The organism is Flagellimonas alginilytica (genome assembly GCF_042134605.1).
In the GTDB taxonomy this organism is placed as follows: Bacteria; Bacteroidota; Bacteroidia; order Flavobacteriales; family Flavobacteriaceae; genus Flagellimonas; species Flagellimonas alginolytica.
This window is the reverse complement of record NZ_CP169638.1, coordinates 3,255,474-3,272,910: the sequence shown is the minus strand read 5'-3', so window position 1 is coordinate 3,272,910 and position 17,437 is coordinate 3,255,474. Positions and strand designations below refer to the sequence as shown.

Annotated in this window: 15 protein-coding genes; 11 read left to right on the top strand and 4 right to left on the bottom strand. The window is 41.4% G+C overall.

The genetic code is table 11. The features are described 5' to 3' along the window. The first annotated feature begins 6 nt into the window (after positions 1–6). From ABTP35_RS14635 to ABTP35_RS14625, 3 genes are all read left to right on the top strand, one after another. Complete coding sequence (locus ABTP35_RS14635) at positions 7–954, top strand: septum formation inhibitor Maf (RefSeq protein ID WP_293295352.1); 948 nt, start codon at positions 7–9, stop codon at positions 952–954. 92 nt (positions 955–1,046) lie between these two features. Then, positions 1,047–3,578 (top strand): PIG-L family deacetylase, encoded by a 2,532-nt coding sequence (locus ABTP35_RS14630; protein ID WP_375334282.1) that lies wholly within the window; start codon positions 1,047–1,049, stop codon positions 3,576–3,578. A 111-nt stretch (positions 3,579–3,689) separates the two neighbouring features. Continuing rightward, positions 3,690–5,399, top strand: a complete 1,710-nt coding sequence (locus ABTP35_RS14625; RefSeq protein WP_293295354.1) for a sodium:solute symporter — start codon at positions 3,690–3,692, stop codon at positions 5,397–5,399. A gap of 53 nt (positions 5,400–5,452) precedes the next feature. Here ABTP35_RS14625 and ABTP35_RS14620 read toward each other — a convergent pair whose 3' ends face one another. Further along, positions 5,453–6,307, bottom strand: a complete 855-nt coding sequence (locus ABTP35_RS14620) for a DUF2911 domain-containing protein (RefSeq protein ID WP_293295355.1) — start codon at positions 6,305–6,307, stop codon at positions 5,453–5,455. 171 nt (positions 6,308–6,478) lie between these two features. Between ABTP35_RS14620 and ABTP35_RS14615 the strand changes: the two genes are divergently transcribed. The 5 genes from ABTP35_RS14615 (at position 6,479) to ABTP35_RS14595 (ending at position 11,578) form a co-directional block, all read left to right on the top strand. Further along, positions 6,479–6,976, top strand: coding sequence for an SRPBCC family protein (locus ABTP35_RS14615; RefSeq protein ID WP_252079619.1), 498 nt, complete (start codon positions 6,479–6,481; stop codon positions 6,974–6,976). A 1-nt stretch (position 6,977) separates the two neighbouring features. Next, positions 6,978–7,667 carry an SDR family NAD(P)-dependent oxidoreductase gene (locus ABTP35_RS14610; RefSeq protein WP_252079618.1) on the top strand — a complete coding sequence of 230 codons (690 nt, stop codon included), beginning with the start codon at positions 6,978–6,980 and terminating at the stop codon, positions 7,665–7,667. Further along, the gene (locus ABTP35_RS14605; RefSeq protein WP_293295356.1) at positions 7,667–8,980 is read left to right on the top strand and encodes a deoxyribodipyrimidine photo-lyase; all 1,314 of its coding nucleotides are present in this window, start codon (positions 7,667–7,669) and stop codon (positions 8,978–8,980) included. The genes ABTP35_RS14610 and ABTP35_RS14605 overlap by 1 nt, the downstream gene beginning before the upstream one ends. 97 nt (positions 8,981–9,077) lie before the next feature. After that, on the top strand, positions 9,078–10,505 hold the full coding sequence (locus ABTP35_RS14600) for an amidohydrolase (RefSeq protein ID WP_375334281.1): 1,428 nt from the start codon (positions 9,078–9,080) through the stop codon (positions 10,503–10,505). 65 nt (positions 10,506–10,570) lie between these two features. Further along, positions 10,571–11,578, top strand: coding sequence for a pirin family protein (locus tag ABTP35_RS14595; protein ID WP_293295357.1), 1,008 nt, complete (start codon positions 10,571–10,573; stop codon positions 11,576–11,578). Here ABTP35_RS14595 and murA read toward each other — a convergent pair. The 3 genes from murA to ABTP35_RS14580 form a co-directional block, all read right to left on the bottom strand. Beyond that, positions 11,575–12,882 carry a UDP-N-acetylglucosamine 1-carboxyvinyltransferase gene (gene murA, locus ABTP35_RS14590; protein ID WP_293295358.1) on the bottom strand — a complete coding sequence of 436 codons (1,308 nt, stop codon included), beginning with the start codon at positions 12,880–12,882 and terminating at the stop codon, positions 11,575–11,577. The two genes, ABTP35_RS14595 and murA, sit on opposite strands and share 4 nt — an antisense overlap. A gap of 15 nt (positions 12,883–12,897) precedes the next feature. Further along, the gene (locus ABTP35_RS14585; RefSeq protein WP_252079614.1) at positions 12,898–13,539 is read right to left on the bottom strand and encodes a DUF4290 domain-containing protein; all 642 of its coding nucleotides are present in this window, start codon (positions 13,537–13,539) and stop codon (positions 12,898–12,900) included. Positions 13,540–13,620: 81 nt separating this feature from the next. Next, a complete protein-coding gene (locus ABTP35_RS14580; RefSeq protein ID WP_224837240.1) occupies positions 13,621–13,908 on the bottom strand; it encodes a DUF493 family protein in 288 nt (95 codons plus the stop codon). Positions 13,909–13,995: 87 nt separating this feature from the next. Here ABTP35_RS14580 and ABTP35_RS14575 point away from each other — a divergent pair, with 87 nt between their 5' ends. Genes ABTP35_RS14575 through fmt form a run of 3 tightly spaced genes read left to right on the top strand, consistent with a single transcriptional unit; the run spans position 13,996 to position 17,394 of the window. Continuing rightward, positions 13,996–14,559, top strand: a complete 564-nt coding sequence (locus ABTP35_RS14575; protein WP_293295359.1) for an ATP-binding protein — start codon at positions 13,996–13,998, stop codon at positions 14,557–14,559. Continuing rightward, complete coding sequence (locus ABTP35_RS14570) at positions 14,559–16,451, top strand: ATP-dependent DNA helicase RecQ (protein WP_293295360.1); 1,893 nt, start codon at positions 14,559–14,561, stop codon at positions 16,449–16,451. Before ABTP35_RS14575 ends, ABTP35_RS14570 begins: the two co-directional genes overlap by 1 nt. Further along, positions 16,432–17,394 carry a methionyl-tRNA formyltransferase gene (gene fmt, locus ABTP35_RS14565; RefSeq protein WP_293295361.1) on the top strand — a complete coding sequence of 321 codons (963 nt, stop codon included), beginning with the start codon at positions 16,432–16,434 and terminating at the stop codon, positions 17,392–17,394. The genes ABTP35_RS14570 and fmt overlap by 20 nt, the downstream gene beginning before the upstream one ends. Positions 17,395–17,437 lie beyond the last annotated feature (43 nt).

Here is a 17,437-nt window from a genome sequence, read left to right as displayed (position 1 = left end):
GCATCCATGAAACTTTCTCATATAATACCAAAAATTGCCCGCTTGATTATTGCAATCGCATTATTTGTCAGTTGTCAAGAAAAAAATAGTGTTGCCGAGGAGACTTTGCAAAAACCAGAGCTCGAAATGGAAAAGCCCCTGCCCAGAAATCCGCTCACCGAAGATTTTAAAAAGTATTGGTATGCAGGAAATGCCGAAATCACTTCCTACCGGTTGGAACAGGCGCGATATGGAGAGCTACGAGATGGAACAGCCGTGATGATCTACGTTACCGAACCCTTTTTGCCCAATAAACAAGTAAAAGCTGACCGTGCCAGTGCCGATAATATTTCGGTTCTTAAACTCAATGCGACCAAAAAGTTTTTAACCGGTATTTATCCATACTCCATTATGAACAGTACGTTTTACCCTGTCCATGACAATCTACATGCATTAAAGACGAGTTTGTCGGTCCAGGAATGGTGCGGTCACGTATACGCTCAATTGAACAATAGAGATCAATTTGAGTTTACTTCACATTCTTATTTTGAGAGTGAGGCGGACCAAGCATTTTCAATGGAAAAAACCAACTTGGAAAACGAAATCTGGACCAAGATCCGCATAAACCCCAATAATCTTCCCTTGGGCGATATATCCATGGTGCCTTCGCTGGAATATTTACGATTGGTCCATAAAAAGGTTAAGGCATACAGTGCCATGGCCAACCTATCATCAGACCACGAAACTTCTACCTACACCATTCATTACCCTGAATTGGAACGTACTTTAAAGATTGATTTTACTTCAGATTTTCCTTATGCCATAGAAAGTTGGACGGAAGAATTTAAAAGTGGTTTTGGTCCAAATGCAAAAGTAATGACCACTTCTGCCACAAAAATAAAAACATTGAAAACCGCATATTGGGGTCAAAATAGCAATAATGATCTAATTTTAAGGGACAGTTTAGGTTTATAACATTGAACATTTTCTATGTTAAAAGTCTTGTAAAGAAACGAATGTCTGTACACAAACTACCTATATTTGAACAACTTGCTAAACCAACGATCATGAAACATTTCTGGATATTTTTTTCAGCAACAATAGTATTGTTTACCAGTGGATTTGCTCAAAAACCAGAAAAACTTACCTCTGCCGAACTGTTTCACGAAGTTCAGAAATTGAATTTTTTGGGAACCGCACTTTATGTTGCGGCCCACCCCGATGACGAGAACACCAGCTTAATTTCGTACCTATCCAATCACAAAAAAGCAAAAACAGTATACCTATCCCTAACCCGTGGTGATGGTGGACAAAACCTGATTGGTTCAGAACTCAGAGAATTATTGGGCGTTCTGCGTACCCAGGAACTTTTGGCGGCAAGAAATGTGGATGGTGGAGAACAACTATTTACACGGGCAAACGATTTTGGATTCTCGAAACTGCCCAAAGAAACATTGGAGATTTGGGACAACGATAAAGTGTTGGCCGATGTAGTTTGGGCAATCCGAAATATTAAACCGGACGTGATCATAAATCGTTTTGACCACAGAACACCGGGAACTACGCATGGCCACCACACGGCCTCCGCAATGTTGAGCATGGAAGCTTTTGATCTGGCCAACAATCCACAAGCTTACCCGGAACAACTGAACCACTCCGATACTTGGCAACCCAAACGTATTTTTTATAATACATCTTGGTGGCAATATGGAAGTAGGGAAAAGTTTGCCAAAGCGGATAAATCCAATATGATTAAAATGGATGTTGGCGTATATTATCCGGAGCTTGGCCTATCCAACAATGAAATTTCGGCAATGTCCAGAAGCCAACACTTATGCCAAGGTTTTGGAACGTTAACGGTTCGTGGTTCGTCCGAGGAGTATTTGGAATTGCTTAAAGGACCGGCAGCTACCGGCAACGATCTTTTTGAAGGGGTCAATACAACCTGGTCCCGTGTAAAAGGTGGTGAAGCCATTGGACTGATTTTGGAAAAAGTCGAAGAAAATTTCGATTTTCAAAACCCGGCCAAACACATACCCGAACTCATTAGAGCCTATCAAATGCTTCAAAATATTGAAGATGAGCATTGGAAGAGTATAAAATCAAAAGAATTAAAGCATATTATCTTGGCCGCTACCGGGCTATATCTGGAAGCCAGTTCCGAAAATGCTTCAGCCACCCCTGGAAGTCAGGCGACCATCAATTTGGAAGCCATAAATAGATCGTCCGCCAACATTACTTTAAAAGAAATCCAGTTGATCGGTGCAAACGCCAAGATCGCTCCAAACAAGGTTTTAACCAACAATCAAAAGGAAAATTTTTCAATTGACTTTTCTGTCCCCAGTTCCATGATGTATACCAGTCCGTACTGGTTGAACGAGCAGGGGTCGCTTGGCATGTACGTGGTTAACAATCAACAATTGATAGGAAAACCGGAAACGCCCAAAGCCTTTAAAGCTAGATTTAGCTTGTTGTTCGATGGAAGTGAAATTATATTCGAAAAAGATATAGTACACCGCTATTCCAGACCGGACAAGGGAGAATTGTACGAGCCTTTTGCCATTCTTCCCGAAGTAACCTCCAAGATCGATGAAAAAGTTTTGATTTTTGCAAATTCGGACACTAAAGAAGTACAGGTAAAGGTCAGAGCTGGAAAAAATAATGTCTCTGGAACCATTTCATTAGATCATCCAACGGGCTGGTCGGTCTCCCCAAAATCCATACCATTTACGATTGAACAAAGAGGTGAGGAAATTCCGTTAACCTTTAAGGTTACTCCCCCAAATTCTGAGAGTGAAGGTAATATTGAACCAAAAATTACCGTTGGCGATCAAGTTTTTGACAAGGAATTGGTGGAGATCGCTTACGACCATATTCCAAAACAATCGGTTCTTTTGCCATCGGCAGCCAAAGTAGTGCGAATGGACATAAAAAAAGCTGGTGAACACATTGCCTACATTATGGGGGCTGGTGATAAGGTCCCTGAAAGTTTGGAACAGATCGGATACCAAGTACATATTGTAGACCCAAATGAAATACAAAATGGAGATTTGGACAAGTATGATGCCGTAGTTGTAGGCATTCGAGCATACAATGTGATTAGCGCACTTAAGTTTAAACAGCCGGTGTTGTTCGATTATGTGGAAAGAGGCGGAACCATGATCGTGCAATACAATACCGCTGGCAGATGGTCCAATCAATTTGAAAATATTGCGCCCTACGATATTACACTTTCACGGGATAGGGTTACCGACGAGAATGCCGAGGTCAAAATACTGGCCCCAAAAAATTCCCTTGTCAATTTTCCCAATGCCATTACCACGAAAGATTTTGAAGGATGGGTACAAGAGCGCGGTCTATATTTTCCAAGCAAGTGGAGTGCCGAGTTCACCCCTATTCTATCCATGAAAGATGAAGGTGAAACCGAAAAACAAGGAAGCTTAATTGTGGCACCTTACGGAGAAGGTCACTATATTTACACAGGACTTAGCTTCTTCAGGGAATTGCCCGTGGGAGTTTCCGGAGCATATAAACTGTTTGCCAACATGCTTTCGATCGGCAAAAATGAAGTAAAAAAAGACAGTAATGTCAAAGGATAACATGAACACCAAATACGAATGGAAAAGGGAATACAGCATTGTAATCCTCTTAAATGCCATTTATATCTTGGTTTTTTACCTCATTATGATACTAAATAATTAACATCCTGAATGGCATTACTTGATTGGATAATTCTTGGTAGTACCTTGCTTTTCATTGTTACATACGGTGTTTGGAAAACACGTGGCAATAGCAATGTGGACGACTATGTCCGCGGGGGAGACAATATTAAATGGTGGACCATCGGTTTGTCCGTGATGGCCACTCAAGCCAGTGCCATTACCTTTTTATCCACACCGGGACAGGCTTTTAACGATGGTATGGGCTTTGTTCAATTCTATTTTGGATTGCCCCTGGCCATGATTTTTATTTGCTTGGTATTTATTCCCATCTATAAAAAACTAAAAGTCTATACCGCATACGAAATGTTAGAAGGTCGTTTTGACCTTAAAACCAGGACACTTACGGCATTATTATTCTTAATTCAGCGAGGACTTGCCGCCGGAATTACGATTTTTGCCCCTTCCATAATTCTTTCAGCAGTTTTGGGGTGGGACTTACGAACGCTCAACGTTATTATAGGAATATTGGTAATCATCTACACAGTTTCTGGAGGGACCAAAGCGGTAAGCGTAACCCAAAAACAGCAGATGTTCATTATTATGTTGGGTATGTTCTTTGCCTTTTTCTTTATTATGGGGGCTTTACCGACCGACCTTTCCTTTGGAAAGGCATTAAAAATTGCCGGGGCCAACAATAAACTCAATATTCTCGATTTTTCTTTCGATACCAATAATCGCTATACATTTTGGAGCGGTATCACTGGCGGATTCTTTTTAGCTCTGGCCTATTTCGGGACCGACCAAAGCCAAGTACAACGTTATCTATCGGGCAGATCTGTTCGCGAAAGTCAGTTAGGCCTTATTTTTAACGGCGTTTTTAAAATCCCGATGCAATTTTTCATCCTTTTGGTCGGGACCATGGTTTTTGTTTTTTATCAATATAATTCCTCTCCCCTTAATTTTAATCCCGCAGCCACCGAGGCGGTATTGCAATCCGATTACGCCAACGACTACCAAGCACTGGAGAACGACCACAAGGAATTGGAAAAAGAAAAACGGATGGCACAGCATTCGTTTTCAGCGGCACTGGAGCTCAAAGAGTACAATGCGATAGAACAAGCAAAGCAGGATATCGTAAAGATCAATGAAAAGGAAAAAGCAAATCGGGCCACGGCAAAAACATTAATTTCAAAAGCTGATGATACTGTAGAGACGAATGATAAGGATTATGTGTTCATCCATTTTATCTTGAATAACCTGCCCATGGGTCTTATTGGGCTGTTATTGGCCGTAATTCTGTCCGCAGCAATGTCCTCCACGGCATCCGAATTGAATGCTCTGGGTACCATTACAGCGTTGGACCTTTATAAAAGGAGTATAAAAAAAGAAGAATCTCAGGAACACTATGTTAAAGCGACCAAGGTTTTCACTCTTGTTTGGGGAATAATTGCAATTATTATTGCCAATGTGGCCAACCTTTTTGATAACCTGATCCAGCTCGTAAACATTATTGGTTCCATTTTTTACGGTAATGTCCTGGGTATTTTCCTTTTGGCCTTTTTCTTTAAATATGTGAAAGGAAATGCCGTTTTTGTTGCTGCCATTGTTACCCAAGTGATCGTAATTATAGGTTGGTATTTTGATTGGATGTCCTATTTATGGTTGAATGCTTTCGGATGCTTGTTGGTTATCCTATTGGCCTTTATTACTCAAATATTCGATAATTTTCTGGGCAATTCCACCGCAATTGATGAATAAAAAAACCCACTTTTAAAGTGGGTCTCTTCAATACTATTAAAATTGGGGCTTGCTTACATCTGGGCCCATTCTTTCAAGGAATCCTTGTTCATTTTAACATAATCCTGATTACCCGCAGCTTGAGCGGCCGCCAATGATTTTTTTGCTGCTTCGATAGCAGCTTTTTTATCTCCAAGTTTGGCATAGATCAAAGATTGTGTCCGCATCATCCAATATGCTTTACCTCCATCCATTTCTACTGCTTTGTTTACCCATTCCTTGGCTTGCTCCATATTCATGCCCTCGGCAAAATAATAAGAACCTGCGGCATAATAGTCGCCGGCTTTTAAATCTGCAGTATTGGCCATGGTCTCCTCTATACTTTTAGTGGCTTTTTTCACTGTTGGAACGATAAATTCTACGCCGACATAAGTGTTCTCCCACATAATGCCCAACACACCTCCATTGTTATGAAGATCATCTATGGTAATGGTAAATGATTCTATCGGCATGGGTATATCCATTGTCTCTACTTTTACAGTAGCCGCAACTTTAGATGCATCCCACTCCTGCGGAGTACCCCAATTCTCTGTATCGGAATAGAAAAATACTTCCCAAACCGCTTCATTGGGTCTAGTGTAAATGGCATAGGAACCGGCTTTCAACTCCTTGCCCTTTACCACAACATCATCAGAGAAGGTTACTTTGGTATTTTGGTTGGCACCGGTTCTCCAAATAGCATCGAAAGGAACCAAATCCCCGAATATTTTTCTCCCTCTCATTGCAGGTCTGGAATATTCAACAGTAACATCGGTCAATCCCACTTTTTGTTCCAATTTGGAAAATGGACTGGGTGCAGGAGTCTGTATTTGTGCTTCCAAAGAAAAACACATGGATACAGCAAATAATAAGAGTGCAAATTTTTTCATAATTAAGTGTATTAAATGTTTAGCAAAACAAAATTAAGATAAAGCAGAGCTCAATCTGTTAATTAAAGTATAAATCAAAAGTATCAATAAAAACCGTAGAATTTAATTTTTGTTTAACTTTATAATAAATATATTAAACATTTTACGATTATCTTTGTACAAACTATTCGAATGCAGCTTTATCAATTAAAATCGAGGCAATTTTTGCCTATCAGTAAAAAGGAGGCTTGGGATTTTTTATCCGATCCAAAAAACCTTGCCGTGATAACACCCCCACATATGGGGTTCCATATCTTGTCCGGTGCAGATAGGCCCATGTTCCAGGGGCAAATAATCCAATATATAGTTAAACCATTCCCGCTTGTCTCAACAAAATGGGTAACAGAAATCACCCATGTTCAAAAAGGATCCTATTTTGTGGATGAACAACGGTTTGGCCCCTACTCTTTATGGCACCACAAACACTTTATTAAAGAAGTTCCGGATGGTGTGGAAATGGAAGATATTATTGATTACAAATTACCTTTTGGGTTTCTTGGGCAAATAATGCATCCTATTTTGGTAAAAAAACAGTTGCAAAAAATATTCAGGTTCCGCGAAAAAAAGCTGGCGGAAATGTTCGGAGAAGTAAAAGGTAAAACCAATTATCTCAACCTTAGAAAAGTATAAAATGAAACACATATTATTAATTGGAGGTTCTTATGGTATAGGCTTGGAAATGGCCAAACATCTTTCCAAGGAACACTCTGTTTATGTTGCAAGCAGGAGTAACGATGAATTGCGCAATTTGGACGTAACCCATATTCCTTTTGATGCCTTAACCGAAGATATAACGCACAAAAACATCCCCGAAAAACTGGACGGCTTTGTGTATTGCCCCGGGAGCATCAATCTAAAACCTTTCAAATCATTGGGAATCGAAACAATTCAAAATGATCTCGAAATCAATTTTATCGCATTGGCCAAGACCGTAAAATCCATTATCGAACGTATGAACGAAGGTGGCAGTATGGTGTTTTTTAGTACCGTAGCTGTTGGAACAGGAATGCCTTTTCATACTAGTGTAGCGGCGGCCAAAGGTGCTATAGAAGGATTTTCTCGTGCTTTGGCGGCCGAGTACGCCCCAAAATTACGGGTCAACGTTATTGCTCCATCCTTAGTGGACACTCCCCTATCCGAAAGATTGCTCAGCAACGAAAAAAAGAAAGCTATGATGGATCAGCGGCACCCTCTCAAAAGGGTCGGAACTGCAACCGATATAGCCAAAATGGGTGTTTTCTTATTGCAAGACGATAGTTCTTGGATTACCGGTCAGGTAATTGGTGTTGACGGCGGAATGTCCAGTTTAAATATAAATTGATGAAGGACAAGGTCAATATATTTTGGTTTAGGCGAGATTTACGGTTGGATGACAACGTTGCCTTGTACCATGCCCTTCAAAATGGCACGCCAGTTTTACCGATATTCATTTTTGATACCGAAATACTGGAAAATCTGCCAAAAAATGATCCCAGGGTCACGTTTATCCATGAACAGGTCCAAAAACTGAACAATCAACTTTCTACAAATTTCGATAGTGGCTTGGCCCAGTTTTACGGTACCCCAAAAAAGGTTATTCAACAACTAATTGAAGATTATACCATTGAGGCTGTTTATACCAATCACGATTACGAACCATACGCCAAAGAAAGAGATGCTAAAATAAAATCGTATTTAGAGGAAAACAATATTGAATTCAACACCTTTAAGGATCAGGTGATCTTTGAAAAAAGCGAAGTTGTCAAGGACGATGGCGAACCCTATGTGGTGTACACCCCGTTTATGCGTAAATGGAAAGAAACTTTTAATCCGTCCATCCATCTGGTGGAATATGATACTTTTCCCAATCTTGACAAGAATACGATTAAGAACAAGTCCTTGCCCCAACTCACCTTGGAAGATATAGGTTTTGAAGCATCTTCCATTAAAGTACCGGATTTTACGGTTACACCAAATCTTATTCAAAAGTATGAAGATACCCGTGACTACCCCGACAAGGAAACAGGAACATCCCGATTGGGTCCACATTTGCGATTTGGAACGGTTTCCATACGAAAAATGATAAAAAAAGCCATTGGAGAAAAAAACGAAACTTTTTGGAACGAACTGATCTGGAGAGAGTTCTTTATGCAGATATTATGGCATTTCCCCAAAACGGTCAATCAAGCCTTCCGGGCCAAATATGATCGAATAGAATGGCGCAACAATGAAGATGAATTCGAAAAATGGAAAACGGGAAAAACAGGGTATCCATTGGTGGATGCCGGCATGCGAGAACTCAATGAAACCGGTTACATGCACAACCGTGTGAGAATGCTGGTTGCCAGCTTTCTTTGTAAACATTTATTGATAGATTGGCGTTGGGGCGAAGCCTATTTTGCAGAAAAACTCTTGGATTACGAAATGGCCAGCAATGTGGGGAATTGGCAATGGGCCGCTGGCAGTGGTGTGGATGCCGCTCCATATTTTCGGATATTCAACCCCACTACCCAGATCAAAAAATTTGATAAGGATAAGAAATACATCAACAAATGGGTCAAAGATCTTCAGGAATTAAGCTATCCAGACCCTATCGTGGAACACAAAATGGCAAGGGAACGATGCCTAAAAACCTATAAAGAAGCGGTTAGTTAAAGCTTTTTCTTTAAATTTAGTGCTATCGATGACGCTCTGCTGTACCACTCTCGGCAGCAATGTAGTTACGATATATAGCTAACTCAAAACCTTTACAATGAAAAATTTAACAACCTTATTTCTTTTTGGGCTGTTCGTCCTGAACCTATCCGCCCAAAAGATGACCAAGGACAAAAAAGCCGTGGTCGAAGCCGTAGAAAAACATAAAGATAACCTTATACAAATCAGCGATTCTATCTGGGCCTTGGCCGAGACCGCTTTTGAGGAGTCGATTTCATCAAAATTACTTGCGGATTATGCTGAAAAAAATGGAATGACCGTTACTCGTGGTGTTGCGGATATCCCAACGGCCTTTGTTGCAACCTTTGGTTCGGGAAAACCCGTAATCAGTGTGTTGGGCGAGTTTGATGCACTCCCAGGATTATCCCAAAATACGGTCCCCAACAAAGATCCTCGGGTTGATGGCGCTCCTGGTCATGGCTGCGGCCACAATATGTTCGGTGCTGCCAGCTTGGGTGCCGCATTGGCAATTAAAGAACAGATCGAAGCTGGAAAAATACAAGGGACCGTCAAATTTTTAGGTACACCTGCCGAGGAAAAGTTCTTTGGTAAGGTTTGGATGGTCGAGGCAGGCCTCTGGGACGATGTAGATGTCAATGTAAGTTGGCACCCCTCCGCTCAAATAGAGGCCGATGTGCAAAGTGGGCTCTCCCTTATCGACTTTATGATCGAGTTTTATGGTCAAGCAGCACATGCATCATCCGATCCATGGAACGGAAGAAGTGCCGCAGATGCCCTGGAACTCTATACAACGGGAATCAATTATTATAGAGAGCATATAAAACCAACATCAAGAATACACTATCATATTCAAGATGGTGGCCAAGTGGTCAATGTAGTTCCCGATTATGCCCGTTTATGGGTTAGGGTCCGCGATCCTAAAAGAGAAGTTATGCTTCCAACTTTTGAACGAGTAAAGGCCATGGCGGAAGGTGCAGCCATTATGGCCAATGTAGAATATAAATACTCCTTGATTTCGGGTATCTACGAGACTTTGGTAAACCGCGAAGGAGGAAAGATCATGCAGAATAACCTAGAGCTTTTGGGACCAATAACCTATACCGAGGAGGAGACTGCCTTTGGTAAAGCCATTCAAGAGGCGACCGGGAAACCACAAGTGGGCATGGTCGGCGAAATTCATCCGTTAAAAGAAACCGAGGCTTTGCCCGGCGGCGGTTCCACCGATGTTGGAGATGTAAGTTGGAACGTTCCGAACATTAACCTTGGGGTAACCGTTGCACCCAAAGGAACACCATGGCACTCCTGGGCCGTTGTGGCATGTGGCGGTATGAGTATAGGACATAAAGGCATGGTCTATGCTTCAAAAGCCATGGGAATGACCATGTTCGACCTGTTCGATGACCCCAAATTGGTAGAAAAAGTCAAAGATGAATATATTACCAGAAAAGGTGATGTAAAATACGAGGCCATGATCGATGGCCCACCACCTATTCCCGGAAAATAACTTGCTACGAAATACGATAAAAAAGCCTGCTCAGAGCAGGCTTTTTTACCAAAACAAAACTTAACATGAAAAAATCGGTAAAACAAACGTTTCCATTAAGTATACCTTGGCAAACATTAGATCCCTTTTTGTTCAGTGTGTATCATTTGGACAATTACCCAAAAGGTAACGGTGAAATGGGTCCTGACAGCTCACTACTTCAAGATAGAAACTTAGGAAACGATTTTGACCCATCTCACAAATGGCGAATGTACCACGGACAGACCATTCCTGGGTTTCCTTATCATCCACATAGAGGTTTTGAGACGATAACCATAGTAAACAAAGGGTTTTGTGATCATTCCGATTCGTTGGGAGCAGCTGGAAGGTTCGGCGAAGGCGACGTACAATGGATGACAGCCGGACGCGGTGTACAGCACTCCGAAATGTTTCCTTTGCTCAAAGATGATGAGGAAAATACTTTAGAGTTGTTCCAGATTTGGTTGAATTTACCGAAAGCTGGGAAATTCGCGGACCCTCACTTCAGAATGCTCTGGAATGAAGATATTCCAGTTGTAGAGGAGCAAAATACAAAAATCAAGATAATTGCCGGTGCCTATAAAAATGTTGCCTCGCTCGATCCCGCTCCCGATTCTTGGGCGGCTGACCCCAAAAACGAAGTTGCCATTTGGAACATCCATGCCCGTGCAGCGTCCGAATATGTGTTGCCAAAAGCCAATACCGCTGTTAATCGGGTGCTATATTTTTATGATGGCAATGATATCCAGATCGAGGATAAAAAAATAAATCCCAACTTTGGCATTGTTTTAGACCCCAGCCGAGATGTTAATATTAAAATTGGCTCGGAAACTGCACATTTTATGCTATTGCAAGGAAAACCCATTGGAGAACCGGTTGCCAAATATGGACCCTTTGTAATGAACACCCAGGCTGAGATCCAAAAAGCAATGGAAGAGTACCGATTGACTCAATTTGGGGGATGGCCATGGCCCTATCCAGATCATGTTCACGAAAAAAATAGAGGGCGTTTTGCTCTGTATCCTGATGGGAAATTAGTAGAATTGAAAAATTAAACCCTCACAATATTCGCCCCTATAGCACGCAAACGTTCATCGATATTTTCGTAACCCCGATCAATTTGCTCAATATTATGTATAGTGGAAGTTCCCTTGGCAGACAATGCTGCGATCAAAAGGGAAACTCCAGCACGAATATCCGGAGAAACCATGGTAGTGGCTTTTAAGGTAGATTTAAAATCGTGTCCAATAACCGTGGCTCGGTGTGGATCGCAGAGAATTATCTTTGCCCCCATATCGATCAACTTATCTACAAAGAACAAACGGCTCTCGAACATTTTTTGATGGATCAGCACTTCTCCCCTTGCTTGAGTGGCTACAACCAAAATTATACTCAATAAATCCGGGGTTAGTCCAGGCCATGGGGCATCGGCAATGGTCAGTATAGATCCATCGATAAAGTTCTGTATTTCGTAACCTTCTTCGTGTTTCGGGATAAAGATATCGTCCCCTTTTCTTTCTAAAGTGATACCCAACTTTCTGAAAACGGTCGGAATTTGTCCCAAATCGTTCCAACTTACATTCTTAATGGTAAGTTCGCTTTGGGTCATTGCAGCCAATCCGACCCAGCTACCGATTTCTATCATATCGGGCAACATGGTATGTTCCGTACCTCCCAAAGAGTTCACCCCATCGATAGTCAATAGATTGGAGCCTATACCTGAAATTTTTGCGCCCATACGGTTCAGCATTTTGCACAATTGCTGCAGATAGGGTTCACAAGCGGCATTATAAATGGTTGTTGTTCCCTCTGCCAAAACAGCTGCCATCACAATATTGGCTGTACCGGTAACGGATGCTTCATCCAACAGCATGTAGGTTCCGGTGAGTTTCTCGGCTTCTACACCGTAAAAGTGTTCTTCTTTGTTATACCTAAAATTGGCTCCCAGTTTAATAAATCCTTCAAAATGGGTATCCAGTCTTCGCCTGCCTATTTTATCGCCGCCTGGTTTGGGGATGTATCCTTTTCCAAATCTGGACAACAAAGGTCCCACCAACATTATGGAACCTCTAAGACCCCTACCGTCTTCCTTGAATTTTGCCGATTGTAGGTAATCCAGATTTACGTCGTCTGCCTTAAATGTGTAGGATCCCTTACCTTTTTTCTGGATTTTCACGCCTAAATCCTCGAGTAAGGAAATTAGTTTATTGACATCGACGATGTCCGGTATGTTGTTGATGGTAATTTTTTCTTCTGACAACAAAACAGCACAAAGAATCTGTAGTGCTTCGTTCTTTGCTCCTTGCGGGGTGATCTCACCATGTAACCGGTGTCCGCCCTCTATTCGAAATGTACCCATGAATTCCTTTGGAGTTTAATATCTTTTTTTCCTTCCTCTTTGATTCTTTTTTCCGCGGTTGCTGTTGGATCTAGCCGGTTTGTTTTTAAGGAACTGCCCACTTTCCGTTAGACTCTCGTCTTTTTTGGCCAAATCGATTTTTCCATCACTCAGTTCTTTGAGGTGGTTAAAAATCACACCATCTTCAACGGTATCCTTGTTCCAAACGAGGTAGCACTTTTTCATATGGTTGGCAATGGCATATTCCAGTCCCGACCTCATGTCCCCTTCTTCCCATTGAACCGCCACATCTATCATTCTTTTGATATTGTTTCCATAAAAACGGTATTTGGGATGGTTTTGTGGGTAATTCAATGGCTCGGGTCGCTGTTGCAACATTTCCTTGGAAGTAATGGGAAATGGTGAATCCACATCCAACTTAAAGTCGGCCATAATAAACAACTGGTCCCACAATTTGTGCTGAAAATCGGGAACATCCCTTAAATGCGGCTGTAGATTGCCCATAACACTAATTATGGATTTGGCTACTTTATTACGCTCTTCGCGGTCTTCTATGGCAACTGCATGGTCTACCATCTTTTGAAAATGACGACCATACTCAGGAATAAAAAGTTTTGGACGTTCTGTATTGTATTCTAGGTTATATACTTCGTTCAAATTAACGTGTTTAGAAGTTTAAATTAGGAAAGTCTATCCGATAACGCCTGCAAAATACTAAAATTATGGCAAACAAAGGTTTTACAGGGAAATAACGCCTTCTACTATGGAAACCTCCTTGTATTTTTCTATCACTGCATCGGGATCTTGCATTTGTACCATAATGGATATACTCGTGTACGTTCCTTTTTTCGATTTTTTTGACTCGATCACTGCACCGGTGTTATCAAAAATCTTATGCACTTGCTGTATGCGCGCCTCATCGGTTGGTACTATAAATTTATAAAGATAATTGGACGGCCAATCGGTGTTTTCGAGCAATTTTTCCCTTAACCTATTATAAAATTCATCTGTATCGTTCTTGTCCATGCCTAATTTTTTACAAATATATGGCTTAGGCTTCAATTTTTTTTCCTTGTGGCTATTTCATTACTTTGCACCTTTAATTCAAGGTCTTTGGGAAAGAGCAAGGTAGTAATTACAGGAGCTCCCGGAACGGGAAAAACATCCATTGTGAACGGATTGGAAAGCAAAGGGTATCATTGCTTTCATGAAATTATCAGGGACATGACCTCCAAAGCTAAACTGGAAGGACAGTGTGAGGAACATATCTCCAACCCATTGGTGTTTGTGAACGACGCCATGCAGTTCAACAAAGACCTGCTCGAAGGCAGAACGAGGCACTATAAACAATCTTTGACCACCAATGTTCCTATAAGTTTTTTTGACCGTGGTATTCCCGATGTATTGGCCTATATGGATTTTTTTGGACAGGAATACGACACGTTTTTTACCTCCCATTGTGATGACCACAGATACGATTCTGTTTTTATTGTTCCGCCATGGAAAGAAATTTACGTATCCGACAACGAAAGATTGGAGACTTTTGAAGAGGCTGAACGCATTCATCTTGCCTTGATGAAAACCTATACCCAATTTGGCTATGACCCCATCGAAGTGCCAAAAGATGCAGTCCCAAATCGGATTGAATTTATTTTGGAAACACTTAAAAATCCATAGTGCACAAAGACACCGCAAGTATTTTAAAACACTTTTGGGGCTACGATGGTTTTAGGGGCTCCCAACAAAACATTATTGGCAATGTCCTAGCGGGCAAAGATGTTCTGGCTTTAATGCCCACCGGAGGCGGAAAGTCGGTTTGCTACCAAGTGCCCTCGCTTGCCATGGAGGGTATTTGTATTGTTGTTTCCCCATTGGTCGCGTTGATTCAAGATCAAGTATCTCAGCTAAAAAAAAGAAACATTAAAGCTATTGCGTTAACAGGTGGGATTTCAAAAGAGGAACTGAACAATCTGCTCGATAACTGCATTTATGGCAATTATAAATTTTTGTATCTGTCCCCAGAGCGATTGCAACAACCCTTGGTTCAAGGACGTATCCAACAGATGAATGTTAACCTTGTTGCCATTGATGAGGCCCACTGTATCTCACAATGGGGTAACGACTTTAGGCCTTCTTACTTGGGCTGTTCCATTTTAAAGGAATTGGTGCCCAACGCTCCAATGATAGCACTTACGGCAACGGCGACTCCAAAAGTTGTTGGCGATATTGTCGAGAATTTACAATTGGAGCAGGTACAGATCTTTAAGGATTCGTTTTCGCGATCTAATATTGTATTTAAGGTAAAACATTCCGAAGATAAGCTCTACCAACTTAAAAAATACATGGACAAGGTGCCGGGCAGTGCCATTGTTTATGTACGCTCAAGAAAAATGTCCATCTCTCTTGCCAATTTTTTGATGAGGAACGGTATCTCCGCCTCGTTTTTTCATGGAGGCATTCCAAAATCCGACAAAGAAGAAAAACTTAACCTTTGGTTAAGCGGTAAGGTACGGGCAATGGTGGCTACCAATGCCTTTGGAATGGGAGTGGACAAGCCGGATGTTCGCCTAGTGGTCCATTATCAAATCCCCGATAGTCTGGAGAGCTATTTTCAAGAAGCGGGGCGGGCAGGAAGGGATGGTAAACCATCAACGGCCATAATTGTTTCCTCTAACGAAGATCCCGAAAAGGCAAAGCAACAATTTTTGGCCAATTTGCCCGACGTGGCATTTGTTAAAATGGTGTATTCCAAACTCAACAATTATTTCCAAATATCGTACGGTGAACTTATAAGTGAACCTTTGGCCTTTACATTCAATGAATTTTGCAAACGCTACGGGTTTAATCCGAACACGACATTTAATGCTATTCGAATATTAGATCAAAATTCGGTTCTTACGCTTTCCGAAAACTTCAAGGAGAAAACAACATTACAATTTGTTGCGCCAAAAACGCAAATATTTGATTATTTGGACAAAAACAGGAAAACGGCCCCCATCATTCAGACCATACTAAGAACGTATGGGGGCATTACGGATTACGAAACAAAAATCAATCTGTATCTGTTGTCACAAAAAACCGGAACAAGCGAGAAACAGTTGAAGCAGTTACTTCAACAGCTTGCCGACGACCAGATTGTGAAGTATAAAAACAACACCTCTGACCTTGAAATTACTTTTTTGGTACCCCGCGAAGATGATCACACCATTAATTTGTTTGCCAAGAAAATCAAGGATTTTAATCAAGTTAAACAAAAAAATATGGAGGCCATGTTGGGGTACATTACCAATATAAAGGTATGCCGAAGTGTATATCTCCTGAATTATTTTGGTGAAAAGGTTTCCGAAAACTGCGGTACTTGCGATATTTGTAGACAAGAGAAAGTAATGCCCTCCTCGCATTATTTGGAGAAAAGGATCATGGAGCTATTAGAAATTCGGCCCCATACTTCCCGACAATTGGAAAAGGAAACCGGCGCCAATGAGGAGGAACTTTTAACAACACTGGAAAGACTGCTTGAAGATGAGCTGATCTCCATAAACTATAAAAATGAGTACATCAAAAAATAGCCCCCTACGTATTGTATTTATGGGCACCCCGGATTTTGCCGTGCAAAGCCTTAAAAAAATATTGGAGGCTGGTTTAAATGTTGTCGGTGTAATTACTGCTCCCGATAGACCTGCAGGTCGAGGACGAAAGGTTCAACAATCGGCCGTAAAGCAATTTGCGGTCGAGCAACAAATAAAAGTTTTACAGCCCACCAATTTAAAGGATGAATCTTTTTTGGAAGAACTCAAAAGCCTTGAAGCGAACTTACAAGTGGTCGTGGCTTTTAGGATGTTGCCCAAAGCTGTTTGGCAAATGCCGGAATACGGCACCTTTAACCTTCATGCGTCTCTCCTGCCCCAATATCGGGGAGCCGCCCCAATTAATTGGGCCATAATCAATGGTGAAACCGAAACAGGGGTCACCACATTTTTTATTGATGAAAAAATAGATACGGGGAGCATCATTCTACAGAAAACAGAAAAAATCACACAAGATGATACCGCTGGCTCCTTGCATGATAGATTAATGACCATTGGCGCCGATCTAGTGGTAGAGACCTGTAAGCAAATAGAAGCAGGAACAGTTATTCGACAAAAACAGGACGAAAGCACGGAATTAAAACAAGCTCCGAAAATCCATAAGGACACCTGCCGGATAAATTGGGAAGCATCCATGGAAGATATTTATAATCATATACGTGGACTAAGTCCTTATCCCGGTGCATGGACCAAATTGGTCAATGCGGAAAAAGAGGAGCCTATGAAAATCTTTAGGACCGAAATGGAAGAGATTGAACACGATTATGGAACTGGAGAATTATTTGTGGAGAAAAAATCCATGAAGGTGGCCGTGAAAAATGGATATATCAACCTTTTGGAGCTACAGTTGCCCGGTAAGCGAAAAATGCATATCAACGAGGTTTTGAACGGATTAAATCTGGAAAAAGAGGCTCATCTTCGCTAAGGCCTTGCTATGATTGGGCTAGGAAAATTTGTCATTTTTTTCC

Bases quoted from the DNA above. Each gene is read 5' to 3' on its own strand.
- ABTP35_RS14635 (WP_293295352.1), top strand. From the start codon at position 7: ATGAAACTTTCTCATATAATACCAAAAATTGCCCGCTTGATTATTGCA.
- ABTP35_RS14630 (WP_375334282.1), top strand. From the start codon at position 1,047: ATGAAACATTTCTGGATATTTTTTTCAGCAACAATAGTATTGTTTACC.
- ABTP35_RS14625 (WP_293295354.1), top strand. From the start codon at position 3,690: ATGGCATTACTTGATTGGATAATTCTTGGTAGTACCTTGCTTTTCATT.
- ABTP35_RS14620 (WP_293295355.1), bottom strand. From the start codon at position 6,307: ATGAAAAAATTTGCACTCTTATTATTTGCTGTATCCATGTGTTTTTCT.
- ABTP35_RS14615 (WP_252079619.1), top strand. From the start codon at position 6,479: ATGCAGCTTTATCAATTAAAATCGAGGCAATTTTTGCCTATCAGTAAA.
- ABTP35_RS14610 (WP_252079618.1), top strand. From the start codon at position 6,978: ATGAAACACATATTATTAATTGGAGGTTCTTATGGTATAGGCTTGGAA.
- ABTP35_RS14605 (WP_293295356.1), top strand. From the start codon at position 7,667: ATGAAGGACAAGGTCAATATATTTTGGTTTAGGCGAGATTTACGGTTG.
- ABTP35_RS14600 (WP_375334281.1), top strand. From the start codon at position 9,078: ATGAAAAATTTAACAACCTTATTTCTTTTTGGGCTGTTCGTCCTGAAC.
- ABTP35_RS14595 (WP_293295357.1), top strand. From the start codon at position 10,571: ATGAAAAAATCGGTAAAACAAACGTTTCCATTAAGTATACCTTGGCAA.
- murA (WP_293295358.1), bottom strand. From the start codon at position 12,882: ATGGGTACATTTCGAATAGAGGGCGGACACCGGTTACATGGTGAGATC.
- ABTP35_RS14580 (WP_224837240.1), bottom strand. From the start codon at position 13,908: ATGGACAAGAACGATACAGATGAATTTTATAATAGGTTAAGGGAAAAA.
- fmt (WP_293295361.1), top strand. From the start codon at position 16,432: ATGAGTACATCAAAAAATAGCCCCCTACGTATTGTATTTATGGGCACC.